The 24,409-nt window shown below is 33.2% G+C and carries 28 protein-coding genes and 2 tRNA genes; 17 read left to right on the forward strand and 13 right to left on the reverse strand.

Going from position 1 to position 24,409, the window contains the following annotated elements; translation table 11 throughout:
• Nucleotide 1: 1 nt before the first annotated feature.
• Both J2Y38_RS12655 and J2Y38_RS12660 read left to right on the forward strand, forming a co-directional pair.
• On the forward strand, nt 2-1,336 hold the full coding sequence (locus J2Y38_RS12655) for a HAMP domain-containing sensor histidine kinase (protein WP_309843053.1): 1,335 nt from the start codon (nt 2-4) through the stop codon (nt 1,334-1,336).
• 71 nt (nt 1,337-1,407) lie between these two features.
• Nucleotides 1,408-1,866: a hypothetical protein gene (locus J2Y38_RS12660; RefSeq protein ID WP_309843056.1), complete on the forward strand. Its 459-nt coding sequence runs from the start codon at nt 1,408-1,410 to the stop codon at nt 1,864-1,866.
• A 212-nt stretch (nt 1,867-2,078) separates the two neighbouring features.
• Here J2Y38_RS12660 and J2Y38_RS12665 read toward each other — a convergent pair whose 3' ends face one another.
• The gene (locus J2Y38_RS12665) at nt 2,079-2,432 is read right to left on the reverse strand and encodes a helix-turn-helix domain-containing protein (RefSeq protein ID WP_056200345.1); all 354 of its coding nucleotides are present in this window, start codon (nt 2,430-2,432) and stop codon (nt 2,079-2,081) included.
• A gap of 108 nt (nt 2,433-2,540) precedes the next feature.
• Between J2Y38_RS12665 and J2Y38_RS12670 the strand changes: the two genes are divergently transcribed.
• Both J2Y38_RS12670 and J2Y38_RS12675 read left to right on the forward strand, forming a co-directional pair.
• Nucleotides 2,541-3,296, forward strand: a complete 756-nt coding sequence (locus J2Y38_RS12670; RefSeq protein WP_291146106.1) for an SDR family NAD(P)-dependent oxidoreductase — start codon at nt 2,541-2,543, stop codon at nt 3,294-3,296.
• A gap of 26 nt (nt 3,297-3,322) precedes the next feature.
• Nucleotides 3,323-4,093, forward strand: coding sequence for an SDR family oxidoreductase (locus J2Y38_RS12675; protein ID WP_309843062.1), 771 nt, complete (start codon nt 3,323-3,325; stop codon nt 4,091-4,093).
• 58 nt (nt 4,094-4,151) lie between these two features.
• Here the strand turns inward: J2Y38_RS12675 and J2Y38_RS12680 are convergent, their stop codons facing one another.
• The 3 genes from J2Y38_RS12680 to J2Y38_RS12690 form a co-directional block, all read right to left on the reverse strand.
• A complete protein-coding gene (locus J2Y38_RS12680; protein WP_309843064.1) occupies nt 4,152-5,354 on the reverse strand; it encodes a PQQ-binding-like beta-propeller repeat protein in 1,203 nt (400 codons plus the stop codon).
• A gap of 315 nt (nt 5,355-5,669) precedes the next feature.
• Complete coding sequence (locus tag J2Y38_RS12685) at nt 5,670-6,080, reverse strand: nuclear transport factor 2 family protein (RefSeq protein ID WP_309843066.1); 411 nt, start codon at nt 6,078-6,080, stop codon at nt 5,670-5,672.
• A 255-nt stretch (nt 6,081-6,335) separates the two neighbouring features.
• Nucleotides 6,336-6,875, reverse strand: a complete 540-nt coding sequence (locus J2Y38_RS12690) for a hypothetical protein (RefSeq protein WP_309843068.1) — start codon at nt 6,873-6,875, stop codon at nt 6,336-6,338.
• Nucleotides 6,876-7,054: 179 nt separating this feature from the next.
• Between J2Y38_RS12690 and J2Y38_RS12695 the strand changes: the two genes are divergently transcribed.
• On the forward strand, nt 7,055-7,945 hold the full coding sequence (locus J2Y38_RS12695; RefSeq protein WP_309843070.1) for a winged helix-turn-helix domain-containing protein: 891 nt from the start codon (nt 7,055-7,057) through the stop codon (nt 7,943-7,945).
• A 108-nt stretch (nt 7,946-8,053) separates the two neighbouring features.
• On the opposite strand, the gene J2Y38_RS12700 is transcribed toward J2Y38_RS12695, so the two are convergent.
• Nucleotides 8,054-8,515 carry a MarR family transcriptional regulator gene (locus tag J2Y38_RS12700; protein WP_309843073.1) on the reverse strand — a complete coding sequence of 154 codons (462 nt, stop codon included), beginning with the start codon at nt 8,513-8,515 and terminating at the stop codon, nt 8,054-8,056.
• A gap of 140 nt (nt 8,516-8,655) precedes the next feature.
• Nucleotides 8,656-9,015, reverse strand: a complete 360-nt coding sequence (locus tag J2Y38_RS12705; RefSeq protein WP_180861148.1) for a VOC family protein — start codon at nt 9,013-9,015, stop codon at nt 8,656-8,658.
• Nucleotides 9,016-9,326: 311 nt separating this feature from the next.
• On the opposite strand from J2Y38_RS12705, the gene J2Y38_RS12710 reads away from it, so the two are divergent.
• Nucleotides 9,327-9,764, forward strand: a complete 438-nt coding sequence (locus J2Y38_RS12710; protein ID WP_056200368.1) for a hypothetical protein — start codon at nt 9,327-9,329, stop codon at nt 9,762-9,764.
• Nucleotides 9,765-9,960: 196 nt separating this feature from the next.
• Here the strand turns inward: J2Y38_RS12710 and J2Y38_RS12715 are convergent, their stop codons facing one another.
• From J2Y38_RS12715 to J2Y38_RS12730, 4 genes are all read right to left on the reverse strand, one after another.
• Nucleotides 9,961-10,539 (reverse strand): hypothetical protein, encoded by a 579-nt coding sequence (locus tag J2Y38_RS12715; RefSeq protein WP_309843076.1) that lies wholly within the window; start codon nt 10,537-10,539, stop codon nt 9,961-9,963.
• A gap of 258 nt (nt 10,540-10,797) precedes the next feature.
• Nucleotides 10,798-10,878, reverse strand: a tRNA-Tyr gene (locus tag J2Y38_RS12720).
• 78 nt (nt 10,879-10,956) lie between these two features.
• Nucleotides 10,957-11,034 (reverse strand) — tRNA-Val (locus tag J2Y38_RS12725).
• Nucleotides 11,035-11,215: 181 nt separating this feature from the next.
• On the reverse strand, nt 11,216-12,439 hold the full coding sequence (locus J2Y38_RS12730; protein ID WP_309843078.1) for a folylpolyglutamate synthase/dihydrofolate synthase family protein: 1,224 nt from the start codon (nt 12,437-12,439) through the stop codon (nt 11,216-11,218).
• Nucleotides 12,440-12,570: 131 nt separating this feature from the next.
• On the opposite strand from J2Y38_RS12730, the gene J2Y38_RS12735 reads away from it, so the two are divergent.
• Nucleotides 12,571-13,266, forward strand: a complete 696-nt coding sequence (locus tag J2Y38_RS12735; protein WP_309843079.1) for a MotA/TolQ/ExbB proton channel family protein — start codon at nt 12,571-12,573, stop codon at nt 13,264-13,266.
• A 3-nt stretch (nt 13,267-13,269) separates the two neighbouring features.
• Nucleotides 13,270-13,665: a biopolymer transporter ExbD gene (locus J2Y38_RS12740; protein ID WP_309843081.1), complete on the forward strand. Its 396-nt coding sequence runs from the start codon at nt 13,270-13,272 to the stop codon at nt 13,663-13,665.
• A 195-nt stretch (nt 13,666-13,860) separates the two neighbouring features.
• Here the strand turns inward: J2Y38_RS12740 and J2Y38_RS12745 are convergent, their stop codons facing one another.
• From J2Y38_RS12745 to J2Y38_RS12755, 3 genes are all read right to left on the reverse strand, one after another.
• The gene (locus J2Y38_RS12745) at nt 13,861-14,802 is read right to left on the reverse strand and encodes an energy transducer TonB (RefSeq protein ID WP_309843083.1); all 942 of its coding nucleotides are present in this window, start codon (nt 14,800-14,802) and stop codon (nt 13,861-13,863) included.
• A 646-nt stretch (nt 14,803-15,448) separates the two neighbouring features.
• On the reverse strand, nt 15,449-16,675 hold the full coding sequence (locus tag J2Y38_RS12750) for a Glu/Leu/Phe/Val dehydrogenase dimerization domain-containing protein (protein WP_309843085.1): 1,227 nt from the start codon (nt 16,673-16,675) through the stop codon (nt 15,449-15,451).
• A gap of 142 nt (nt 16,676-16,817) precedes the next feature.
• Complete coding sequence (locus tag J2Y38_RS12755; protein WP_057124344.1) at nt 16,818-17,393, reverse strand: chalcone isomerase family protein; 576 nt, start codon at nt 17,391-17,393, stop codon at nt 16,818-16,820.
• Nucleotides 17,394-17,873: 480 nt separating this feature from the next.
• On the opposite strand from J2Y38_RS12755, the gene J2Y38_RS12760 reads away from it, so the two are divergent.
• From J2Y38_RS12760 to J2Y38_RS12800, 9 genes are all read left to right on the forward strand, one after another.
• Nucleotides 17,874-19,016: an acyl-CoA dehydrogenase gene (locus J2Y38_RS12760; RefSeq protein ID WP_291150551.1), complete on the forward strand. Its 1,143-nt coding sequence runs from the start codon at nt 17,874-17,876 to the stop codon at nt 19,014-19,016.
• Nucleotides 19,017-19,280: 264 nt separating this feature from the next.
• Nucleotides 19,281-19,958 (forward strand): Crp/Fnr family transcriptional regulator, encoded by a 678-nt coding sequence (locus J2Y38_RS12765; protein WP_309843091.1) that lies wholly within the window; start codon nt 19,281-19,283, stop codon nt 19,956-19,958.
• Between the two features lie 91 nt (nt 19,959-20,049).
• On the forward strand, nt 20,050-20,646 hold the full coding sequence (locus J2Y38_RS12770; RefSeq protein WP_309843094.1) for a peroxiredoxin-like family protein: 597 nt from the start codon (nt 20,050-20,052) through the stop codon (nt 20,644-20,646).
• Between the two features lie 7 nt (nt 20,647-20,653).
• Nucleotides 20,654-21,112: a YHS domain-containing (seleno)protein gene (locus tag J2Y38_RS12775; RefSeq protein WP_309843096.1), complete on the forward strand. Its 459-nt coding sequence runs from the start codon at nt 20,654-20,656 to the stop codon at nt 21,110-21,112.
• Between the two features lie 9 nt (nt 21,113-21,121).
• On the forward strand, nt 21,122-21,502 hold the full coding sequence (locus tag J2Y38_RS12780; protein WP_309843099.1) for a DoxX family membrane protein: 381 nt from the start codon (nt 21,122-21,124) through the stop codon (nt 21,500-21,502).
• Nucleotides 21,503-21,507: 5 nt separating this feature from the next.
• Nucleotides 21,508-21,996 carry a DinB family protein gene (locus J2Y38_RS12785; RefSeq protein ID WP_309843102.1) on the forward strand — a complete coding sequence of 163 codons (489 nt, stop codon included), beginning with the start codon at nt 21,508-21,510 and terminating at the stop codon, nt 21,994-21,996.
• Nucleotides 21,984-22,694 carry an NRDE family protein gene (locus J2Y38_RS12790; RefSeq protein ID WP_309843104.1) on the forward strand — a complete coding sequence of 237 codons (711 nt, stop codon included), beginning with the start codon at nt 21,984-21,986 and terminating at the stop codon, nt 22,692-22,694. Before J2Y38_RS12785 ends, J2Y38_RS12790 begins: the two co-directional genes overlap by 13 nt.
• 11 nt (nt 22,695-22,705) lie before the next feature.
• On the forward strand, nt 22,706-23,740 hold the full coding sequence (locus J2Y38_RS12795) for a D-alanine--D-alanine ligase (RefSeq protein ID WP_309843107.1): 1,035 nt from the start codon (nt 22,706-22,708) through the stop codon (nt 23,738-23,740).
• A 2-nt stretch (nt 23,741-23,742) separates the two neighbouring features.
• Complete coding sequence (locus J2Y38_RS12800; protein ID WP_309843110.1) at nt 23,743-24,399, forward strand: hypothetical protein; 657 nt, start codon at nt 23,743-23,745, stop codon at nt 24,397-24,399.
• The last annotated feature ends 10 nt before the right edge of the window (nt 24,400-24,409 follow it).

Genomic DNA, 24,409 nt, shown 5'->3' on the forward strand with positions numbered 1-24,409 from the left:
AATGTTTAAAACATTGCAAACTTATAAACTACTTTTTTTTCGATTAATTGCCATTGTTTTGGGAATCGAAATTTCGATTTATTTCTTTAAAATCGATTTGCTTTTTACGGGCATATTTGGCTTTTTTATTGTTTTTCTGCTCATTCGCGAAATGTATTTTTATGTTCGCAATTTTGTTTTGCTTTACGATAAAACCATTTCTTCGATTCTGCAGAATGATTTTTCATCAGATTTTACGAAACATAAAGCCAATAAAAATTATGGTGATTTGTTTCAATTGTACGATACTTTAAAAGGCAGACAAAACGAACAGATTTCAAAAGATATTATTTACCGTTCTATTTTAAACAATATCGAAACCGGAATTATTATTTTAGAAAAACAGGAAAATGACTGGAATATTTTTTTAATGAACGATTATTTTTCGTCTCATTTTAATGTACCCAAAGTTTCGAAATGGAAATATCTTAAAAATCAATTGCCATCGCTTTGTGAAATTATTGAAGAAGATGATTTTCATGAAATAAAAACGTCTGTTGAAATTAGTATAAACGAACAAACCGCACAAACATTTGTTTTGCAAGCCTCCAGAACAGAGATTTTTGAACGGGAGTATTGTATCGTTTTACTCGATTCTATCCAAAATGTAGTAGAGAAAAAAGAAAAAGATGCGTGGGTTAATTTGATGAAAGTGATTTCGCATGAACTTTTAAATTCGATAACGCCCATTCGTTCTATTTGTCAAAACCTGCAGGATTTGGTAGAACAAGATTCACTTTCGGCAGAAGATTTAGAAGATATCAAAAACAGTGTTGAAACCATGTTAAGGCGAAGCGATCATTTGCAGAAATTTGTTGAAGGTTATCGAAAATTAGCCATGCTTCCGTCTCCCAAAAAACAAAAAATAGAACTGCAGCCTTTGATTGAAAATTGTTTGCAAATCATGAATCCGTTATTTAAAAAAGATGGAATTGAAGTTGTAAACGCAATTTCATTAAAACGTCCAATTAATGTTGACCCGCAGCAAACGGAACAGGTTATCATTAATCTTTTAACGAATGCTGTTTATGCCTTAAAAAACACAACTCAAAAACAAATTCTAATTTCTGCTGAAGCCAAAGAAAACAGAACTTACATTAAAATCACAGACACCGGAAACGGAATCGAAAAAGAAATCGAAAATAAAGTTTTCCTGCCTTTCTTCACCACGAGAAACGAAGGCACCGGAATTGGTTTAACGCTTTCTAAAAATATTATTGAAGCGCATGGCGGTTATGTTTCGTTTAAAACTGAGAACGGGAAAACGGTTTTTGAGATTTGTTTGGTGGAGGGATAATTTTTATTGTTTCAGATATTTCTTATATATTAGCGTAGTGATATTTGTTGTTACACTAAAGCGAAAGAATTATGAAAGTATTATATAGTATTCTTTTATGTATGTTTTTCTGTGCCAGTCAGGGGCAGAATGAAAAATCATTGGATGAAACAAAATCTTATATTGTTAAAATGATTAATAATTATGGCTGGGAGCAAAACTCTTCAAAAAGACGACTTCGCGTAGACTTTGAAGGAGATTTTTTGAAAATTATAACCATGAATAAAGATTTTGATAAATCTCTTGACGATGGTTCAATTTATAACTTTACAGTTGTTTACAGATTTAAAGGGCCAATAAAAGAACCGGGAGATATTGCACGCATTATTATTTGGGCTGATTTTTTATTAAATGAAAAAAATAATAAATGGAAAAAAGAAGCTCTGGATATTGACATTCATAACTATGAAATTGGTGAACAGCTAATGCTTGCATTTAAACATTTAAATAAGCTTTTATTGGAGAAAAAACCTTCTGTAGAAAAATTTTAAAGTAGGATTACAGAAGTTGTAAAGAAGAAATAATATAAAAAATGTTGATTATTTACCGATATTTAATTTTTACGAAATACTCCGTTAGGAGCTAAAAGTCGATAGAAAAATAAGAACCCAATAAATGAATATCCCGTAGGGATTATATATCTATAAAAAACCTCCAAAAATGATTTTTTGGAGGTTTTTGTTTTTCTATGAAACCATTAAAATTATTCCTCAATAATTTTTTTTCGATGTTCAATTCCCCAATCAGTCAAGTTATTAATAATTGTCTGAAGTGTTTTTCCATGATCCGTAAGAACATAATGGACACTTACGGGCTGCGTATCAAGAACTAATCTTTTAATTAGTTTATTTATTTCAAGCTCTTTTAATTCCTTACTCAGCATTTTGTTTGAAATGCCCACAACATCATTCAGGATATCTGAGAACCTTCTTTCATTATAATAACAAATAGAAGAAATAATAGATATTTTCCATTTTCCGCTCAATACATCCATTGAATCCTGCACAGCCATCATTTCTTTTTTGTGCTTTTCTTTCTCGCGTAAATTACATTCCATAAGGTTACTTTGTTACTTCAAGGTTACTGTTACTTTTAGTTACAAAGTTACTAAAATAAATTAAACTGACATAAATTTGCATCAGTAACATAATTTAATATTATAAAAATGAGTAAATTAAAAAATAAAGTAGCAATAATCACTGGCGCTTCAAAAGGAATTGGCGCTTCTATAGCTAAATATTTTGCAGCAGAAGGTGCTAAAGTTGTAGTGAATTATGCATCAAGTAAAGAGGATGCTGATAAAGTAGTAAAAGCGATAAAAGATAATGGAGGAACAGCAATTGCAGTACAAGGCGACGTTTCAAACGAATCTGATGTAAACAGACTTTTTGAAGAAACAAAAAATGCTTTTGGGACATTAGATATTTTGGTAAACAATGCAGGGATTTATCAATATGCGCCAATTGAAGAATTGTCAGCACAATCTTTCCATTCACAATTTAATATCAATGTTTTAGGATCATTACTTTCCATTCAGGCAGCTTTAAAATTGTTTGGTGAAAAAGGCGGAAATATTATCAATATCAGTTCCGAAGCAGGTAAATCACCTCTTCCAACAGGATCTGTGTATTCTGCAACCAAAGCAGCTTTAGACGCCATTACTATTTCTTTGTCTAAAGAATTTATCGGAAGAAATATCAGAATCAATTCTATTTTACCTGGAATCGTAGAAACAGAAGGTTCACATTCTGCAGGTTTTATTGGCAGTGAAGCCGAAACAAAATTTGTTGCCAGCACACCTCTTGGACGTACCGGACAGCCGGAAGATATTGCAAAAGTAGCCGTATTTCTAGCTTCGGACGATTCAGGGTGGATTACCGGAGAGAAAATTTCTGTTTCGGGAGGGATTTTCGGATTATAATTATTTCTAATTTTTAAAAGAACAAAATGAGCAAATTAAAAAATAAAGTAGCCGTAATTACTGGAGGTAATAGCGGAATAGGTTTTGGTATTGCAGAAGCATTCAAAAATGAAGGCGCTTCTGGAACTATAACCGGAAGAAATGAAGTAACATTAAATAATGCTGTAGCAGCTTTAAAATCAGATTTTATAGGTATTGCCGGAGATGTAACCAAAAGCGATGACTTAGAAAACATATTTAAAAAAACAGCTGAAAAATTCGGAAACATAGATGTATTGGTAGTAAATGCTGGCGGTGTTGTCGACGGCGTTCCTATGGCTGATATCGAAAATATTACCGAAGAAGGTTATGACCGATATATGGATTTGAATTTGAAAAGTTCTTATTTTACGGTAAAAAAAGCACTTCCCTATTTAAATGATGGTGCGTCAATAATACTAATTGGGTCGAGTGCGGCACATCGCGCTGCGCCGGGAATGGCAATTTATTCGGCAGCAAAAGCTGCCATTATATCATTGGCAAAAGGTTTATCACTAGATTTATTGCCAAGAAAAATACGTGTAAATACACTTTCGCCGGGATCTATAGACACACCAGTATTTGGAAAATTAGTACCGGAGGAACACTTAGATGCTGTAAAACAAATGTGGATAGATATTACTCCAGTAGGCAGACAAGGTCTTCCGTCAGACATTGGAAATGCAGCTGTATTTCTGGCGTCAGATGATTCTGCTTTTATTGTTGGAACAGAAATCTTGTCTGATGGAGGTCTAACCAATATCAGCTTGATGAAATGATAAATAACATATTTTAAATGAAAAACTCCAAAATCAAATGACTTTGGAGTTTTTTATTTTATCTAATTATTTTTAGAAATGCGGTATAAACATCATCTTTAATAGAAGTTCGCATATAATATAAATCTTCATCTTTGGTGCTTAAATCAAATTTAATTAAACCGGCATCACAATAATAAAATATAGTATCATCAATCGGAAATTCAATATTTGAAATAGGCTGAGTTGTTAGTTTCAATTCGAATGCAATTTCACCATTGTTTATGTCCAGCTGAAAAAGCCTTCCTTTTTTAGTATAGCCCCAAATATTATCACTGTCCTCCGTTATGTATTCTACATTATCATTTTGAAAATCCCTTTTCCAAATCTGAGTTCCTGTTTTTGAATCTACAGCATATACAGAAGAAACTGTTGTGCCTTGTGCAGCAAAATATAATTTTTTGTCTTTAGTAAAGATGCGTTCCTTAATATTATACTGATCTTCTGGTAATTTAAATTGCCATAAAATGTCTAATTTATCTGGAGTTAGTGCAAAAAGTACATCTTTTTCATTTGCTATAAATACATTTTCACCATCTGTTACAGGTTTACTGTGCATGCTTTGGTCAAAGCTTTTTTGAGCAAGGACTTTTCCTGTATTGGCATCAAAAACATATAAATTGGAAGCACTCGGAACAAAAACTTTGTTGTTAAAAAACAGTACCGGAATGTCGTTAGTTGGAGTATCCAGTTTGTAAGTCCATGCTAAACTTCCATCTTTTGTGTCAAGAGCATAAATATTACTGCTTCCGTTTTGGTTTTGAGCAGTTATATATAATTTTCCATTATTTACAACCGGAACCTGATCTTTAAGAACAATTTGATCTGTGATATTTCCTAATCTTGATTTCCAAAAAACATCACCGCTTTGGTTATCTACTGCAACAATTTCACCATTTATAAACGGAATGTATACAACGCCATTAGAAATAGTTACTTTATTGGCGCACATTTCAGTAAAAGGACTTGTAGCTTTTACAGTCCAGCCAATTTGCTCAGATTCTAAATCGTATGAAAAAAGAGCGCCGTCGTAATCATAAATTAAAATTGACGCTTCATCTAAAGGAACTTTTTTAAGCCCGCTTACAGCTTTATTCGTGACCTGTTCACTAGGCGGTAAAGTTTTATTATTAGTATTGGTAGTTTTTGATACGGCTGGCGTTTGCCCAAACGTATTTATAACAGCAAATACAAATAAAAGAGTTATTAGGTTTGTTTTCATTTTTAAGATTTGGGTTTGATGATTCGATTTTCTTTTCAACAAAAAAGCTGCCAAATAAAACAATCAACGTCAAATATAGTTAAAAATTGTTATAGGGTTTTAGAAGATATAACCTCGCATGGATATGTTTACGTTACGATAATGCGGTTTTGTAATACACAATCTTGTCATTTCGACTGAAAGGAGAAATCGCACTAGAAATTCCACAAAGTATATCACCAATCTTTGTCGATTCCCAAGTGCGATTTCTCCTTTCAGTCGAAATGACAAATCTTTGTGTTTATTTGGAGAGATTTAAATTATTTCCAGTTAAGTTTAATTAAATGGATCGAAGCAGTCATAATTTCGCTGTCTGTATATTTTTCCATCTTTAAATTCGAAAAATTGAGCAAAATGAGCAACCATTTTTTCACCAACTGAAATATTCCCTATGGAAACAGATAAAGTTCCTTTCCAAGTCGCTTCAAGAATTACAACATTTTCAAAAGAGTAAAGATTTTTGATTTCATATTCTTCTTTCGATAAAATCATTTTTCCTCTGTCTGCACCATCTTTTAAATCTTGAAGATTTCTATTTACCGTATTTTTTACAATTGCATTTGGATATTCAATTTGCTCAATTTCTGAATGGTAAAACTTTTCAAGCTCATTTGAGGATTGTCTTTCTTGTACCATTTTAAGAAATTCCACAACAATTTTTTCATTTTCTGATAAATCGGATTTCATAAAATCTTATAAATTAAATTGTTCTATAGTTTTTGAGAAATTACCGCTAAGATACTAGGAAAAGGGAAGATTTGAAAATAGTTTTTCAGTTAATACAAGTCTAAATTATTTAAATTTTAGAAAGAGGGAAATTATGATTTTGCAATTTACACAATCTTGTCATCTCGACCGAAGGGAGAGATCTTCGCAAGTAACTCCGCAGGGAAATCGTCAATCTTTGTAGTTACTTGCGTAGATTTACTTTGTCTGTTCACTTTAACAGCCACCTTTGCGAGGCACACGTTTATAAAGTACTTTATTATCGCGTTCTACATAGCTGCCCGATATTATTGGATACGAATACTTGGGCGCATATGATACACCATGGCTTTTTAAAATTATTGTGTCGTTAACTTTCAGACTGTACAATTGCTGAAGTTGGGACTTTTCTGGCTCAAATCTCAGAATATAATCTTCGCCATCAATCCTGGCCATCACTCCAAAACCTAATAGCGATCCCGGCGGAAGAGAAAGAGAAGTTACAACAGCCTCCATATTAGTAAAGTCATGGGTATACTTGCTTATTTTAGCAGCGCCGGCAAGTACTTTTTTACCTTGGGGAGACATTTCCCAGTTTTTGAACTTTACACCATCAGGGGTTGCTTCCCATTTTTTTAATTTGGCTTTCCTTTCAGCAATAGAGAGTGTTTTTTGGATTGGTTTTTTAGGAGTTTCATTTTTAATTTCACAATTTGTAAAAACTAGCCCACTTACCAAAACCAGCGGTAAGATCACCGCATAAATGATTTTTTTCATATTTTTTGAGGTTTAATTAAAATAGATCTATCTCCTGATAAATCTTGTTCGTGTTAGACATTCATTTTATTTTTCACATTCTTTAAAGTTGCTGTAACAAAATTACTCTGAGATATTTCAGCCTGAGTAACTTAGATTGTAAATAAAAATGTAAACTTTGTAAATAAAAATTTGACACTATGCATCAGAGTCGAAATCTCCTCTCCGGAAAAGGCAAGTACATCTTTGGATTGATACTGCTTTTATTTATATTTGCAATCTGCGTAGCTTTCAGTAAAACTGATGGTGACGAGTTTGCTATTGCAAGAAGGGAAATTTTGCTCCGCAGAATTGGTCATGAACTACTTTTACAATCGGGAGATAAAACATCAAGGGTTCTTCCCGTAAAAAAGATCGCTGAAAATGAGTACCAGATCAGGTTTGAGAATGAATTTACTTTTCAAACGGACTCTTTGGTGAATATTACGCAGCGCTTTTTAGCCCAAGATCCACTCGCACATGATTATGTTGTTAACGTAGTGAACTGTGAAAATACCAATGTAGCTTATGGATATGCTATTTCAGAAAATAAGAAAGATGATATTGTACCATGTAAAGGAAGAAAACAGCCCAAAGCATGTTACATGATTAACATCAAATTTAAACCATTGGGTATTTATACAGCAAAGAATAAATATTTTTTGGTTGGCGGCCTGTCATTTTTAGCATTTGTTGGGTTTATTTTTTTTAGATCTGCTAAGCCGAAAGTAACTTTACCTAATGATTCTGCTAGTTTGTTCACTTTAGGCTCGGTAGTATTTGATGCGAAAAACCGTAAGCTGACCATAAATGAAAAAACATTAGACCTCACCGGAACGGAAACCCGTTTATTGCTCATTTTTGCATTGTCTCCTAACGAGACCATAGAGAGAAGCCGACTGCAAAAAGAGATATGGGAAGATGAAGGCGTTATTGTGGGCCGCAGTCTGGATATGTTCATATCAAAGCTTAGAAAAAAACTGGAACATGATCCGAATGTCCAAATTGTTGTTATACGCGGAAAAGGGTATAAGCTTAAAATTACTTCTTAAGTAGAAAATTCATTTTGAGAATTTTGATAAATAAAAAAGCTCCATTAGAAATAATGGGGCTTTTTAGATGTTTATCAAGCGGATTGAAAGTATTATGCCGAAGCACTTTTACTCTGTTTTATTTCTATCAATAAGATTTGCCATATTAGAATTAAACAACGGAAGATTTTCATCTAAAGAAGAAAAGAAATCAAGATCGGCATTTTCTACTTCAATAAGAGCTTTTTGCAAAATTGTTTCGCCTGTATTCGTTAATCGAATAGTTTTTGCTCTTGTATCAGTTTCGTGTTCATGTCTTGTAATAAAACCTTTTTCTTCCAGCGTTCGCAATACTTTTGATACCATCATTCTGTCGGCATTGCTTTGGTTCGCAATGTCAATTTGTGTTACAGAATTACTTTTTTTTGAAAGCCAGCCCAAAGCAGCCAATAATACAAATTGAGTCTGTGTTAAATCTAACGGATCTAAAACTTTTTTTAGTTTGCGTTGCCAAAGCATTGTTAGTTGTCCAAGTAAATACCCAGGGCTGTCTTTTGGACTTTTAAAATGAAAATTAATTTCCTTAGCCATAATAATGTTGAAGCATTTGTGTCAGTATTAAAAATCAAGTTTATTGGTTTCAAAGATAGCCATCAGAACCTTTAGTAGATTGTGGATAGCGGAATTTTTTTCTTCCTTAATCTGTTTCTAAAATTACTGATTATTTACTTTTATTTTGTCTCCAAAAAAGTAAGTTTATAACCGTCAAGATCTTTTACGTGAAAAGCTCTTCCAAACGGAGTTTCTATAATTGGCCCCGCTGTTGTTATTCCGTTTTCTATAAATTTCTCTTTTAATTCGTCTACATTTTCGGTAACGGCAAACCAAAGTGCTACGCCAACTCCTAATTCTCGATCTTCTAAAGGTTCAAGCGGAGTACGAATAGCAAAACTTGCTTTTCCTTCGTCGTATTTAAAAATACAAGCCTGCGGATTAGTATTTCCAACTTCAAATCCTAATTTCTTTTCGTAGAAGTCTTTTGATGCTTCTAAATTTTTTACCTGTAGTGATGCAAATGTAAGTTCTCTCATTTTTTCTAAAATTAAATTGTTGTCGCAAATATAGTATACGTGACAACAATATGCAAATGAATTTGCTTTTTTGTTTTTAATTTTTGGAAGTTACACAATCTTGTCATTTCGACTGAAAGGAGAAATCTCACTAGAAATTCTACAAAGTATGTCGCCAATCTTTGTCGATTGTCGAGTGAGATTTCTCCTTTCAGTCGAAATGACAATGCTTTGCGTTTATTTTAATATCTATATTAGAATAATTGAAAATTACAAGTTGAAATCATTTAATTTTGGCTTAGTTTTATTAAAAAAATAAATTGTAGTTGTATATGAAATTCTTCGGATATAAGATTAATGCACAATTAATAACAAAGGATTTGATAGGTCAAATACCGGATAAATATGAGCACTTTTGTAACAAAGATTATACGCATTTTTCATTAAAAGGAAATATTGAAGATGCTAAAAATGAATTTAGTCTTTATGAAACCATTAATAATTTAATTTTTAATAAAGCAAATTTGTCTTTAATGGGAAAAGAAATAATTACCATTGTAGAAGAATTTAAAATTGATAGTTTTATTGTGCTTTATACTGAAGATCCGGGCAGTTCTTATCCGCTTTCTGAAATTATTATACTAATTATTAAGAATGGTGAAATACAACGTGAAAGCCTTTTAATGAATACTGACGAAGAAGGTGATTTTTTGGCTGATTTATACTTAGATTATGATTCTCTAGTTTGGTTTGAAATACCATTTGAGTAGAATATATTTCGAAAAATGAATTAAGAAAAAAATGAGCGTCTCGCTCGTGAACACACAGGGTTATGCACGAGCGAGACGCTCGCGCCAGCAGGAGAAGAAAAATTGAGCTTTATAAAAAGTAGATTGTAAAGCTACAAATCGAACATGTTTCTTATCGATTAATAGCTATTATGCTAAACCACTGTTAGTAGTAGTTTTAATTATAATACTCTGATATTGTAATAATTGTGTGTTTTTCTTTTTCTGAAATTTCTATTCCTTCAGAAATTAAATTGTCTTCTGGATCATCATCTTCAAACTCCAAAAAAAATGATGAATTACTATTATCAATTTTTTTAAATTGACCTTCAATAAGCTTTTTACAATAATTATTAAATTTAAATTTACAGGCTACATCGTTAATTTTTCTTATCAAAGTACTGTCTAATTCCTTATTTGGGTAAATATTGGTTTTAATTTCTACTGAACTGACAAAATGGGTACAGCCGCCTTTATACACAGTTAGAGTATCATTATTATATATTAATGTCGCTTTGTTACTTTTTGAATCCCAAACATATTTTTTGATTTCAAGTTCACTCAGCCATTCTTCTGTTATTTTTTTGTAATTGTCATCAAATGCACAATCTGAATCTTTTTCTAATTCATCATCATCTATTTTAACAACCGAATCGGATTTAATATTTTTAATTATAGTGTTTTCTTTTTGTGTCTTTTTTTCTGTACAAGAAAGGCTTATAATTAATATTAATACAGAATAGAATGTTTTTTTCATAAAATTACTCTTAAATAGGATATATGTTTAATGATGTTCGGCTTATTTACCTCAAAATTGGGTTGGTATGTCTAAAGAATGTTGGTATTTTTTTGTTTTAAAAATAGAACTTTTATTTGATAAAACTCCAAGCGTGTCTCTTATCTGTTTAATACTTTTTCCTGCTCGCGCATAAAAAAGGAATCGCATGATTTTAAGGTTTTAGATATTTTTTGAATGAGCATAAAAAAAGTCCTAATTTTCATTAGGACTTTTTTGTGGGGAGAGCAGGATTCGAACCTGCGAAGTTCACACAGCAGATTTACAGTCTGCCCTCGTTGGCCGCTTGAGTATCTCCCCAAATATGAAGGTGGATTTATAATCCTTGAACATTCGCAAAAGCGTAAAAAAAACTCCTTAATTTCTTAAGGAGTTTCTTGGTGGGCGATGAGGGGTTCGAACCCCCGACCCCCTCGGTGTAAACGAGGTGCTCTGAACCAGCTGAGCTAATCGCCCTATTTTACTAGGTTGCTATCGTTTGTGATTGCGAGTGCAAATATACGCTAGTTTTTGAGTTCTGCAAAGAAAATCGAATAAAAAATAAAACTTTTTTAAAAATAAACTATATCTCGCTGTTTATGAATTTGTTATTAAATCGGTTTTTTTAGACTTTTTTCTAAGATTTAAGTTTTACTTGTTACAAAGGCAATTCGGCAACGACAAAAGTGCTTCCGCCAACATAAATAAAATCATTTTTTGAAGCGTTTTGTTTGGCTTTCGCGAAAGCGCTTTCAACAGAATCATATTTTTCTCCAATTAAATTAAATTTCTCAGCCGCATTTTGAAGCGTTTCAGTCGGTAAACCTCTTGCCGAATTCGGACTGCAAAAATAATATTGCGCTTCTTTCGGAAAAAGCGGTAAAATAGAATCTAAATCTTTATCGTTTACAACACCCAAAACAATATGCAGTTTTTCATATTTTTCATTTTGAAGCTGATTCATCACAACAGCTAATCCGTGTTTGTTGTGCGCCGTGTCACAAATAATTTTTGGGTTTTCTCCAAGCTGCTGCCATCTTCCTTGTAAACCAGTATTTTTTACCACATTCAATAAACCTTCTTTTAATTGTTCTGTCGAAACTTTGAAATCGGTTTGATTGTTCAGAATTGAAATCGTCTGCTGAACCGTCTTTTTATTATGAAACTGATAATCCCCAATTAAGTCAGACAAATAAATTTGATCGATTAAATCTGAAGCAAAAGAAATCGGTGCATTGTTTTCTTCGGCTTTAGCCAAAAATACAGGCTGAGTTTCATCTGTATATTCGCCAATAACAACCGGAACATTTGGTTTAATAATTCCCGCTTTTTCGCCCGCAATAGCTTCAAGCGTATTTCCTAAAAATTGCGTGTGGTCTAAACCAATATTAGTAATTACCGAAACCAAAGGCGTAATAATATTTGTTGCATCCAGTCTTCCGCCTAAACCAACTTCAATAATCGCAATATCTGTTTTTTCTGAAACAAAATAATCAAATGCCAAACCAACGGACATTTCAAAAAAACTCATATCATTGGCTTCAAAAAAATCTTTGTGTTTGGAAATAAACTCGCAAACAAAATCTTCTGAAATTTCCAGGCCGTTTACTTTAATCCTTTCCCTGAAATCTTTTAAGTGTGGCGACGTATATAAACCTACCTTATAACCCGCTTCCTGCAAAACCGAAGCCAGCATGTGCGATGTTGATCCTTTTCCGTTTGTTCCCGCAACGTGAATCGTCTGCAATTTCTTTTCGGGATTACCAAGATGTTCTGCCAGTAACTTGATGTTTGTCAGGTCTTCTTTGTATGCCGAAGCACCCTGCAGCTGATACATTGGTAATTGATTAAACATCCAGTTTGTTGTTTCCTGATAGTTCATTTTGTTTGGATAAAATAGTTGCTGATTGAAATAATTTCCAGTTTTTTTAGTTTAATATAACAATGAAAATTATCTTTATTGCAAAATTGAAATATTTTTTAGAATTAATTATTAAAAACCAGAATTAAAATATGTTTAGCTCCATTCAACTACAAGCTGATACTCTCGCAAACGCCTCAAACGTAGTGATCGAAAAAATTGCTCACCCAGAAACTGAAATTTCTGTTTTAGGATTTATCTTAAAAGGAGGTTTCTTCCTAATACCAATCGCATTTTTATTGTTTTACACGATTTACGTAATTTTTGAACGCTACTTGTATATCCAAAAAGCTTCAAGAATTGATGCCAGATTAATGCAGGATGTTGCCGATAAATTACACGCCGGAAACATTGAATTAGCCAGAACAATTGTAGAAAGAAATGATACAGCTGTTGGAAATATTTTAAAAGAAGGCGTTTTAGTAATTGGAAGACCAATTGCCGAAATCGAATCTAACATGGACCGCGCCGCCGATATCGAAATTGGCGAAATGGAAAGACGTTTAGGTCATTTAGGTCTTATCGCTGGTATTGCGCCAACTCTTGGTTTCATCGGAACTATTTCTGGGGTAATTAAAATTTTCTACAGTATTTCAGTTACAGAAAATATCAGTATCGGAAATATTTCCGGAGGTTTATACGAGAAAATGATCAGTTCCGGTTCAGGACTTATCGTGGGTATTATTGCTTATAGTGCTTACCACTTACTGAACGGAAAAATTGATGATTTTGCTTTAAAAATTCAGAAACAGATATTAGAATTTGTAAACATAATTCAAAGATCATAAGGTATGTCGATTAAGAGAAAAAGAAGATTTCACGCTGAGGTTGCGACTTCATCTTTAAGTGACATTATGTTTTTCCTGTTGTTGTTTTTTCTTATTATTTCAACACTGGCAAACCCAAATGTTATTAAGATGACGCTTCCAAAAGCGAAATCAAATGAAAAAACGAATAAACAGTTAATCAGTTTATCGGTTACAGAAGACAAACAATTCTATATCGACAAACAGCCCGTTGCTTTTGAAAAATTAGAAACTACTTTAATGAATAAAATTGGAGCAGATAAAGATCAAACTGTCGTAGTCCGAATTCCGTTTAATTTGCAAGTTCAGGATTTAGTTGATGTATTGCAGATAGGAGTGAAGAATAACTTGAAGTTTGTAATTGCTACGAGTCCGAAGTAAAAAATGTACATAATCAAAGTCATTGCGAGGAACGAAGCAACCTCACTAAGTATATCTTTGCGTTTACTTATAGAAGTGAGATTGCTTCATTCCTCGCAAAGACAAGCGTGATGAATAAATTAAAAAGGCCTTCTGAGAATCAGAAAGCCTTTTTTTATGAGAACAGATTTCGTGAAAATCCGTGAAATTCGTGTTTTAATTCAAGTTAAAATTATAAATAATCTTTCCAACTTGTTTTGCGGCTGCATTTTCATCGGCAGACCATTTTGTGTTTAATGCGGCTATTTTTGCTTGTTCTAATAAACAACTAGCCTTGTTTGTAGTTCCTTTTATTCCGGCAGTTGCACTCACGGTTTTTCCATTTTGATCTACCGTAACTTCAACTACAACAGTTCCTTCTTCGTTACAAGTATATTTTGGAGCTGGCTTAGATAAAGCTTTTCGACCATTTAAAGAATATCCTGATCCTCCGCCAGAACCACCACCGCTTCCCGGTCCATAACCGCTTCCTGTACCAATTCCAGTTCCACTTCCGTTACCGCCTCCGGTTCCTCCGCCTGAGCCGCCAGATCCGTAATAACCTTTAGAGTTTAAATCTCCTCCCGGTTTTCCTTTATTTCCTGCTGCTTTATCATCGCCGTCGCCGCCTTTTTTCGAACCTTTTAAAATGCTTGATAAAGCATCGTTTGTAGAATTTGAAACTTTTGGTTTTTCGGGAACAGGTTTTTGTATTGGTTTTTCAACCGGAGTTGGTTTTTTAGGTTTTTCTTTTACAGGTATTACAACATCAGTTTCATCGGCTTTTGAATTTTCCTGAGAAATAATAGCCTCTTCTTCGACTGCTTTTGCCGGAGCTTGTTTTACTTCATTTTTTACATTCAGAACTTCGCTTTTATAATTGGCTCCAGAACCTAAATCGCTGTCGCCAAAATTTACCGTTACGCCGCCACCGCCTCCACCGCCATCTGCAAGTGCAACGTTATTTTCAGGATTGTATGGAGGCCAAAAACGTATAAAAAATAATAAAACAATTAAGGCTGTATATATAAGAATAGTAAGTGCCAGCGATTTCTTTTTATCAGAAGAAATAGCAGCACTTGCTTTGTTAGGATTAATTTTATACTGGTTCGTTTTCATTGAACTAATTTCGATTCAGAGTTTTGTAATTGTATTATTAAAAACGTTTAAAATTAGTAAAAATTGTTTAGAAAGAAAGAGCCGTGGGTAATTTAACCGCAAAGCTGGGTTTTGTTTTTTAACCGCAAAGTTCGCCAAGGTTTACGCAAAGAACGCAAAGTTTTATTTGTTTAGATTTGTGTAAATCTGTGGGCTGAATAGGAGGCAAAGTTCTCAAAGCTGGGTTTTGTTTTTAACCGCAAAGTTCGCCAAGGTTTACGCAAAGAAACGCAAAGTTTTTTTTTATTTAAATTGTGTAACTCTGTGAGCTGAATAGGAGACAAAGTTCTCAAAGCTGGGTTTTGTTTTTAACCGCAAAGTTCGCCAAGGTTTACGCAAAGAAGCACAAAGTTTTTTCTATTTAGATAGTGTAAATCTTTGCGTTGAATAGGAGGCAAAGTTCTCAAAGCTGGATTTTGATTTTAACCGCAAAGCACGCTAAGGTTTAACGCAAAGGAACACAAAGTTTTTATCTGTTTTAATTTGTGTAAATCTGTGGGCTAAATTGAAGGCAAAGTTCACAAAGCAGGAATCCAAATAATCCTTTTAATCTGTGGCAAAAAAACGAGCCAGATTCGGCTCGTTTATATATAAAGTATAAAATAAATTATACTAACTGTTTCAATGCAATTTCGAATGCCGTTGCACTGATATTTGTTTTTGATGAATTTAATGCGTGCGCTTTTACAATTGCATTTTTTATAATTTCAGAAGTATCGTTAAAAATAGCCTCATCTGTCATTTGAACTTTTTTCTCCATGAAATAAGCGAATACTCTTGCCATTCCGCAGTTTGAAATAAAATCCGGGATCAAACTTACTTTACGGTCCACTTCTTCCATAATAGAACCGAAGAAAATTTCTTTATCAGCAAAAGGAACATTCGCTCCGCAAGAAATAACTTCCAATCCATTTGCAATTAAGCTGTCGATTTGGTTTTGAGTAACCAATCTTGAAGCAGCACAAGGCGTGAAAATTTCAGCACCAATTGTCCAGATTTTAGAATTGATTTCTTCAAACGGAATCATATTATCGGCAACTAATTTATTTCCGTCTTTATTTAAAAACAACGTTCTGATTTCTTCAAAAGAAAAACCATCTTCTTTAATTAATCCGCCGTCGCGATCAATAATTCCGATCACTTTTGCTCCCATTTCAGCTAAATAAAAGGCAGCTGCAGAACCAACGTTTCCAAAACCTTGTACGATTGCTTTTTTACCTTTAATGTCTCCGCCGTAAGTTGCGTAAAAATGACGAACCGCTTCGGCAACGCCATAACCGGTAATCATATCAGCAACAGTATATTTTCTTGTAACGTCTGGTGAGAATTTTGGGTTTTCGATAACCTTAATTACACCCTGACGTAATTGACCAATTCTATTAATTTTATCAGCTTCTGTAGGTTTAAAATGTCCGTTGAAAACACCTTCCTGCGGATGCCAAACACCACATTCCTCTGTCATTGGGATTACTTCGTGAATTTCATCAACATTTAAATCTCCTCCAGTTCCGTAGTAACTTTTTAATAATGGAGAAACCGCTTTGTACCAACGCTGTAAAACTCCTTTTTTGCGAGGATCATTCGGGTCAAAATTTATTCCAGATTTAGCACCGCCAATTGCCGGACCCGAAACAGAAAATTTAACTTCCATTGTTTTGGCAAGCGACAAAACTTCGTTCATGTCTAAGCCTTTTCTCATTCTTGTTCCTCCGCCGGCAGCTCCTCCGCGCAGCGAATTAATTACAGTCCATCCTTCAGCTTCTGTTTCAGAATCTTTCCAGTTAAAAACAATTTCAGGTGCTTTATTTTCAAATTGTTGTAATAAATCTTTCATTTTGTTGTGATATGTTTATTTTGTGTAAATGTATAAAATAGAATAATGCGAATAATGTATTTTGTATCAAATTTATTAAACAAAAAAGAAAAGCCGAAAACTATCAGGTTTTCGGCTTTCTGAATATGTAAAATTTTAAGGATTATATTCCTAATAAGTGTTTTTTCAAAGTTTCGTCAACTGGTTTATCAGAAAGCCAGATTCCGAATAATGCTTTTTTGAAATCAAATCCCTGAACTTTTCCTTTCAAAACTTCATTTTTAAAAACATTGATAGTTTGGTCAAGTGGATTGTAAGCTAAAACAAATACATCTTTTTCTGTAATTGCATCGCTTAAGTATGTTTTGAATTGTTCGATTCTTGGTCGTAATTGTTCCAGATTACTTCCTGCAGATTTTTCGAAACCAACATTCATTGCTTTAGTTAATTTATTCGAAGAAACCATAGATGATGTAATTTCAATTCGAATTGCCATTTCAGTATCACTGTCAATAATAAACTTTGGGTCCTGGCTTAATTGCGATAAATACAAGGCCTGCACATAAACTTCTAACCACATTTTTGATCTGCCGCCAGCGCCGTTAAGCTGTAAAGTTTTGTTTTGATATTCTATTTTTCTAGGAACAGTAACGCCGTTTACTTCTAAATGAGTCTGGGCAGAAACTGCTGAAAATTGTAAAGTTAAAAGGAGTGTAAGTACTAGTAAAATCTTTTTCATGCTCTGTCAATTATTTAATTTTAAGGCAAAAATAATGTTAATTTATCAATATTATTGTCTTTTTTTGGAAGTTTTTTTTTAGTTGTTTTTGATTTTTTTTACTCTATCGGTTTAGTAATCAAATTAGTAAGACTAGCTTTACGTAGATTTACGCGCTTTAGGAATTGTTTAATCTTTTCTGCGGAGAAAATGGCTTGAAATTTACTTTTTTGAGGTTTTTAAACCGCATTTTTTAATCTTGTATTTTACAAAAAAAGCTGCAAAATTATAGTATGTTTGAAGCAAATGATAAATTATTACGAAAACGTTATCGTTATTCTTGTCGATCTATTAAATTTATATGCATGCATTGTAAAATCCGCATTTAAAAATTATCTTTGGAAGCCTTTTAACCATAAATTGGCTTTTCAAAAAAAACAAATAAAAAACCACAAAACTGAATTCTGAATTCGGTTTAGAAAAAACAATAAAAAAAAAACTATGGATTTTAATCTTACCGAAGAACATTTAATGATTCAGCAAGCTGCAAGAGATTTTGCTCAAAATGAATTATTACCCGGAGTTATTGAACGTGACGAGAAACAAATTTTTCCAACCGAGCAGGTTAAAAAAATGGGTGAACTTGGGTTCATGGGAATGATGGTTGATCCAAAATACGGTGGAAGCGGACTTGATGCAATTTCTTATGTTATTGCAATGGAAGAAATTTCTAAAGTGGATGCTTCGGCTTCTGTAGTAATGTCTGTAAATAATTCTTTGGTTTGCTGGGGATTACAAGAGTTTGGAACGGAAGAACAAAAACAAAAATATTTACCGGGATTGGCTTCAGGTCAAATTCACGGGGCTTTCTGTTTAAGTGAGCCAGAAGCAGGAAGTGATGCTACTTCGCAAAAAACAACTGCGATTGATATGGGCGACCATTATTTAGTAAACGGAACAAAAAACTGGATTACAAACGGAAACACAGCTTCTGTATATTTGGTAATTGCTCAAACGCATCCTGAATTAAAACATAAAGGAATCAATGCTTTGATCATGACGAAAGATATGCCAGGTTTTTCTATTGGTCCAAAAGAACAAAAAATGGGAATTCGCGGTTCTGATACACACTCTTTAATGTTTAGTGATGTAAAAGTTCCGAAAGAAAACAGAATTGGTGAAGACGGTTTCGGATTTAAATTTGCTATGAAAACGCTTGCCGGAGGTAGAATTGGTATTGCGTCTCAGGCTTTAGGAATTGCTTCCGGAGCTTATGAACTGGCTTTGAAATATTCTAAAGAGCGTAAAGCTTTTGGAACTGAAATTTGTAATCATCAGGCAATTGCTTTTAAACTGGCAGATATGGCGGTTAATATTGAAGCGGCTCGTCATTTATGTATGAAAGCGGCTTGGGATAAAGACCAGCATAAAAATTATGACGTAAGTGGTGCAATGGCAAAATTATTCGCTTCACAGGTTGCAATGGATACTGCGGTTGAAGCAGTGCAAATTCATGGAGGAAATGGTTATGTAAAAGAGTACCATGTAGAACGTTTTATGCGCGATGCAAAAATCACTCAGATTTACGAAGGAACTTCAGAAATTCAAAAAATCGTTATTTCAAGATCTGTTATCGCAGGATAATTTTCTATAAAATAATTCATAAAAACCTTTTGAAGTTTAGGCTTTAAAAGGTTTTTGTTTTTTCTGGGCTTTAGATTGGCACACGGATGACACAGATTCGCTTCGCGAAAACACTGATAAAAACGGATTTTTTTATGTTAGGAAAATAAAAATCTGTGTCAATCCGCGTTTTCGCGAAGCGAATCTGTGTCATCCGCGTTCCTAAAACTTATAATTAGATTTATTGTTAATTTAATTACATTTACACCAACAGATTTAATTTTTATGTACGAAGATTTAAAATATTGGTACTTGCGGGATCATAAATTGTTTAGAACGCTGAGTTATTCACAAATCAAGCAATTGTGTATTATTACCGGTTTTAAAAAAGCATCAAAAGGAGAAATTATTTATTTTTCTTCTTCAGATGTGCCACGTATTTTTTTACTTAAAAAAGGGAATATAAAAATTGTTGCCATTGATGATGATGGTAATGAAACGATAAAAGACATTATTCAAAAAGGAGATTTATTTGGCGAATTGACTTTGGAAACAGACAATAAAGTCGAAGAATATGCAAAAGTACTTTCAGATGATGTTGCAATCTGTAGTTTTTTAATGTCTGACTTTGAAGATTTATTGCTGCGAAATCCAACTTTGGCACTTTCATATACCAAATTTGTTGGGTTAAAAATGAAGCGCGTTAAAAATAGTTATGCCAATTTAATTTCTAAAGATGCCAAAACGAGATTGTACCAATTCCTAAAAGACTGGGCAGAACAAGAAGGCGTTAGAAACGGAAACATGGTAGCAATTGAAAACTATTTAACCCAAAATGATATTGCTCAAATTATCTGTACTTCAAGACAAACAGCTACGCAATTACTAAATGAAATGGAAACCAACCAGCTCATAAGTTATAATAGAAAAGAAATTATCATTCAGGATATCACCAAATTATAATTATTTTAAGCGAAGTGTAAATTAGCCGACATTTTGCTTTTTCATAGTACAATAATTTTACATCATCAAAAAGATGTAAAACCACTACACTATGAAAAAAATGCTTTTAATTTTTGTGGCAGCGCTAACCTCTGCTGCTCACGCGCAAAGCGAGATTCCTAAATCGGTGCTTGATATTGCTCCTTTATTAATAGGAGAAAAAATCCCGGAGTTTACTTTAAAAACTGCTGAAAATGCAGATGTAAACCTTTCAGAATTACTTAAAAAGAAAAAAACAGTTCTAGTTTTTTATCGCGGCGGCTGGTGTCCGTATTGCAATTTACATTTGCAGGCATTGGCTGGAGCCGAAAAACAAATCATCGACTTAGGTTATCAAATTATAGCCGTAAGTCCGGATTCTCCAGAAAATTTAAAAATCACAGAAGAAAAGGACAAAGTAAAATACACCTTACTTTCTGATTCAAAAGGAGAATTGATAAAAGCCGTAGGAATTGCTTATCAGGTTCCGGAAAACTACAAATCAGTAATTAACGTACATTCTAAAGGAATCAATACCAGTTTACTGCCAGTTCCTTCTGTTTTTGTTGTTAATACTGAGGCCGATATACTTTTTGAATATATCTCGCCAGATATTAAACAGCGCATTTCCACAGAATTATTAGTGTCAGTATTAAAAAACCTTAAATAAAACAAAGATGAAGAAGTTAGTATTATTGTTATTGATTTTAGTTTCAGGCAGTTCATTTGCTCAAAATGATGCCAAAAGAGTGAGCCAGTATAATTTAGAAAATAAAATAGGAATTCAGGGTTATGATCCTGTTGGCTATTTTAATCAGGGAAAAGCAGTTAAAGGGAAAAAAGAAATTTCAACTTCATATCAGGGAGTGACTTATAATTTTTCTTCAGTTGAAAATAAAAATGCGTTCTTGAAAAATCCATCAAAATATGAACCTCAATATGGCGGATGGTGCGCGTATGCAATGGGAAGTGCAGGTAAAAAAGTAGAAATTAATCCAGAGACTTTTAAAATCAGCGATGGAAAACTTTATCTGTTCTACAATGCTTATTTTAATAATACCCTGAAAAGCTGGAACCCGGATGAAGCAGAGTTAAAAGTGAAGGCAGATAACAACTGGAAAAAAATATACAAATAACCCGAAGCCATGAAAAAGGAAATTTTAATATGGATTTTGAGAATAACGGCTTCGGTAATTTTATTGCAAACCTTGTTTTTTAAATTCAGCGGAGCAGAAGAAAGTATCTATATTTTCTCGACTTTAGGAATAGAACCTTACGGAAGAATTGGTTCTGCAATTGCCGAATTGATTGCCGCAGTTTTGATTTTAATGCCCAAAACAACATGGCTTGGCGCACTTGGCGCAGCCGGAATTATGATTGGCGCTATTTTGTCACATTTATTTGTTTTAGGAATTGAGGTTCAAAACGACGGCGGATTACTTTTTGCTTTAGCTGTTATTACATTATTATGCAGTTTAGGTTTGCTTTATTTCAATAAAAACAAATTGTTTAATCTTCTAAATTAAAAGTTATGTTACTAAAATCAATACGCCGGAGTTTAGATGAGTTAACGGATTTATTAAATCAATTATCTGATAAAGATTATTCAAAATCCTGTCAGGCTTTAAGCAATGCCACTATTGGCGAGCACACAAGACATATTCTGGAAATGTTTCAATGTCTTCAAAATGGCTATGAATCGGGAATTATAAATTATGATAACCGCGAGAGAAATATCAGAATTCAAACGGAGACCGAATTTGCAAAACAATGCATTACCGAAATTAAAGCCGGATTGCAAAGCGAGAATAAAATAATGTTTCTGGAGCAGTTTATTGATGGACTTAATATGAGAATTCAAAGTAATTATTACAGAGAATTGCTTTATAATCTGGAACATTGCGTGCATCATCAGGCTTTAATAAAAGTGGCTGTGCTGCAATTTGAGAATATTTTAGTAGATGAAAATTTTGGCGTAGCGCGCTCGACTATCGAATATAGAAAACAATGTGTACAGTAAGTTTTATAAATAATAAAGGAGTTGCCATTATTACTTCAAACCGGGACGAAAAAGTAATTCGTCCCGGTGCTGTTGTGCCCAGAAATTACTGTCACAATGGCAAAAATATAATGTATCCAAAAGATTCAAAAGCAGGAGGAACCTGGTTTGCAATGGATGAAAACGGAACTGTTTTGGTTTTATTAAATGGCGGAATTACAAAACATATTCCTGTACTTCCGTATCGAAAAAGCCGCGGTTTAATTGTTCTGGATATTATTGAAAAGGATTCACCTAAGGATTTTTGGACACAAATTGATCTCCATAACATTGAACCTTTTACACTGGTTTTGTATCAGGAAAAAATGTTGTATGAATTGATTTGGGATGGTTTCAGTAAAAGAACAACAAAGCTGAATGAAACTCAAAACCACATTTGGTCATCGGTTACTTTATATCCTGAAGAAATTAGAAAAGAAAGATCCAATTGGTTTTTTGATTTTGTAAAAGATAAAAATGAAATCTCGGCTCTGGATATGCTGGATTTTCATAAAAATACACACAGCGATGACGTGCAAAACGGTTTAATCATTAACAGAGAAAATATGATGAAAACATTAAGCGTGACGCAAGTGGTGACAGAACAAAATAAAGGTGCAATGAAATATTACGATTTAATAAAAACAGAAGATTTTTCAACCTCTTTTATTCGAATTTAAAATGTAAACCTATGAAACTATTTTTTCACAAAGTAACCAATTGGGAATATTGGCCCTTTCAGGTTTTATACATTCCTATTTATTTTCTTTGGGCTTATTATGCGGTCAAAGCAAGATCAATTTTTTTCTTTAATGCCTCCAATCCCAAAATTAAAAATGGCGGTTTTATTATGGAAAGTAAAAAACAGATTTACGATTTACTGCCTAAAAAACATTATCCCAAAACAGTTTTGATTCGGGAGAAAACGGAGTTAAAAGACATCGTTAATTTACTGGTCGAAAAACAAATCTATTTTCCATTAATCGCAAAACCAGATATTGGATTGCGCGGTTCTGGAGTAAAAAAAATAAAAACTGTTTCTGAATTGACTGATTATGCGAGTAAAGCAAATTTTGATTTTTTACTGCAGGATCTTATTCCGTTTGAAAAAGAAGTCGGTATTTTTTACGTACGCCGTCCGCTTCAAAAAAACGGAAAAATTACAGGAATTGTTTCTAAAGAATTTTTGATTGTAACCGGAGACGGAAAATCTACAATTGAAAATTTAATCAAACAAACTCCCAGATTTGAACTGCAGTTTGAGGTTTTAAAAGAAGAATATGGAGAAGAGCTGCAGCGAATTTTGCCTAAAGACGAAACATTAAATTTAGTTCCATTTGGCAATCATGCCCGAGGGGCAAAATTTCTTGACGGAAGTGATTGGATTACACCAAAATTAACAAAGACAATTGATGAAATTGCAACTCAAATTCCGGGATTCTATTTCGGACGTTTTGATATCATGTACAACACTTTTGAGGAATTAGAACGAGGAGAAAATTTTCAAATTGTAGAACTCAACGGCGCCGCGAGCGAGCCTACGCACATTTACGATCCCAAACATTCCGTATGGTTTGCCTGGAAAGAACTGGCAAGACATATTACTTATATGTATGAAATAAGTGTTGAAAACCATAAAATGGGAGTTCCATATTTAGATTACAAAGTGGGAATGCGCGAGTACAAACTGCATTTGGCGCAAAACAATAAAATCATGAACTTTTAAAAATGAAAAGTTTAAAAAATAGCTTAGTTGGATTTGTCGTGAGTTTTCTGGGCTCAATTCCGTTAGGATATTTAAACCTTGTTGGATTAGAAATTTATACCAAATCGGGACTTCATGATTTAGTCTTCTTTTTATTCGGAGTTATTGTAGTAGAAACTTTTGTTATTTATTTCACACTGCTTTTTGCTAAACAACTCACTAACAATAAAAAATTAATGAAGATTATTGATTTTTTTGCGGTAGGATTTATGTTTGTTTTGGCCTTTGCTTTTTATTTCAATTTTAATCAGGAAACAAAATCAAACGGAATTTTACAGAACTATTTAATCTATTCTCCGTTTGTAATTGGGATTATTTTAAACTGTTTCAATTTTTTACAGCTTCCTTTTTGGGCGAGCTGGAATCTATATTTGCTTAACGGAAAGTACATTACCATCGAAAGAAAGTTAAAATATTATTATATTGCAGGAACTTTGATTGGTGTTTTTTTTGGGATGTTTAGTTTGATTGTAATTTTGCAGACTTTTTTTCAAAAAACGAATCATTTTTCAGAGTATATAATGCCGGTTTTTATTCCCGCTTTTTTCATAATTCTGGGAAGTATTCAGGTATTTAAAGTGTATAAAAAATATTTTAAATCAGCAGTTTTAGAAATTTAATCTAAAGAGC

The organism is Flavobacterium sp. 2755 (genome assembly GCF_031455715.1).
Lineage (GTDB): Bacteria > Bacteroidota > Bacteroidia > Flavobacteriales > Flavobacteriaceae > Flavobacterium.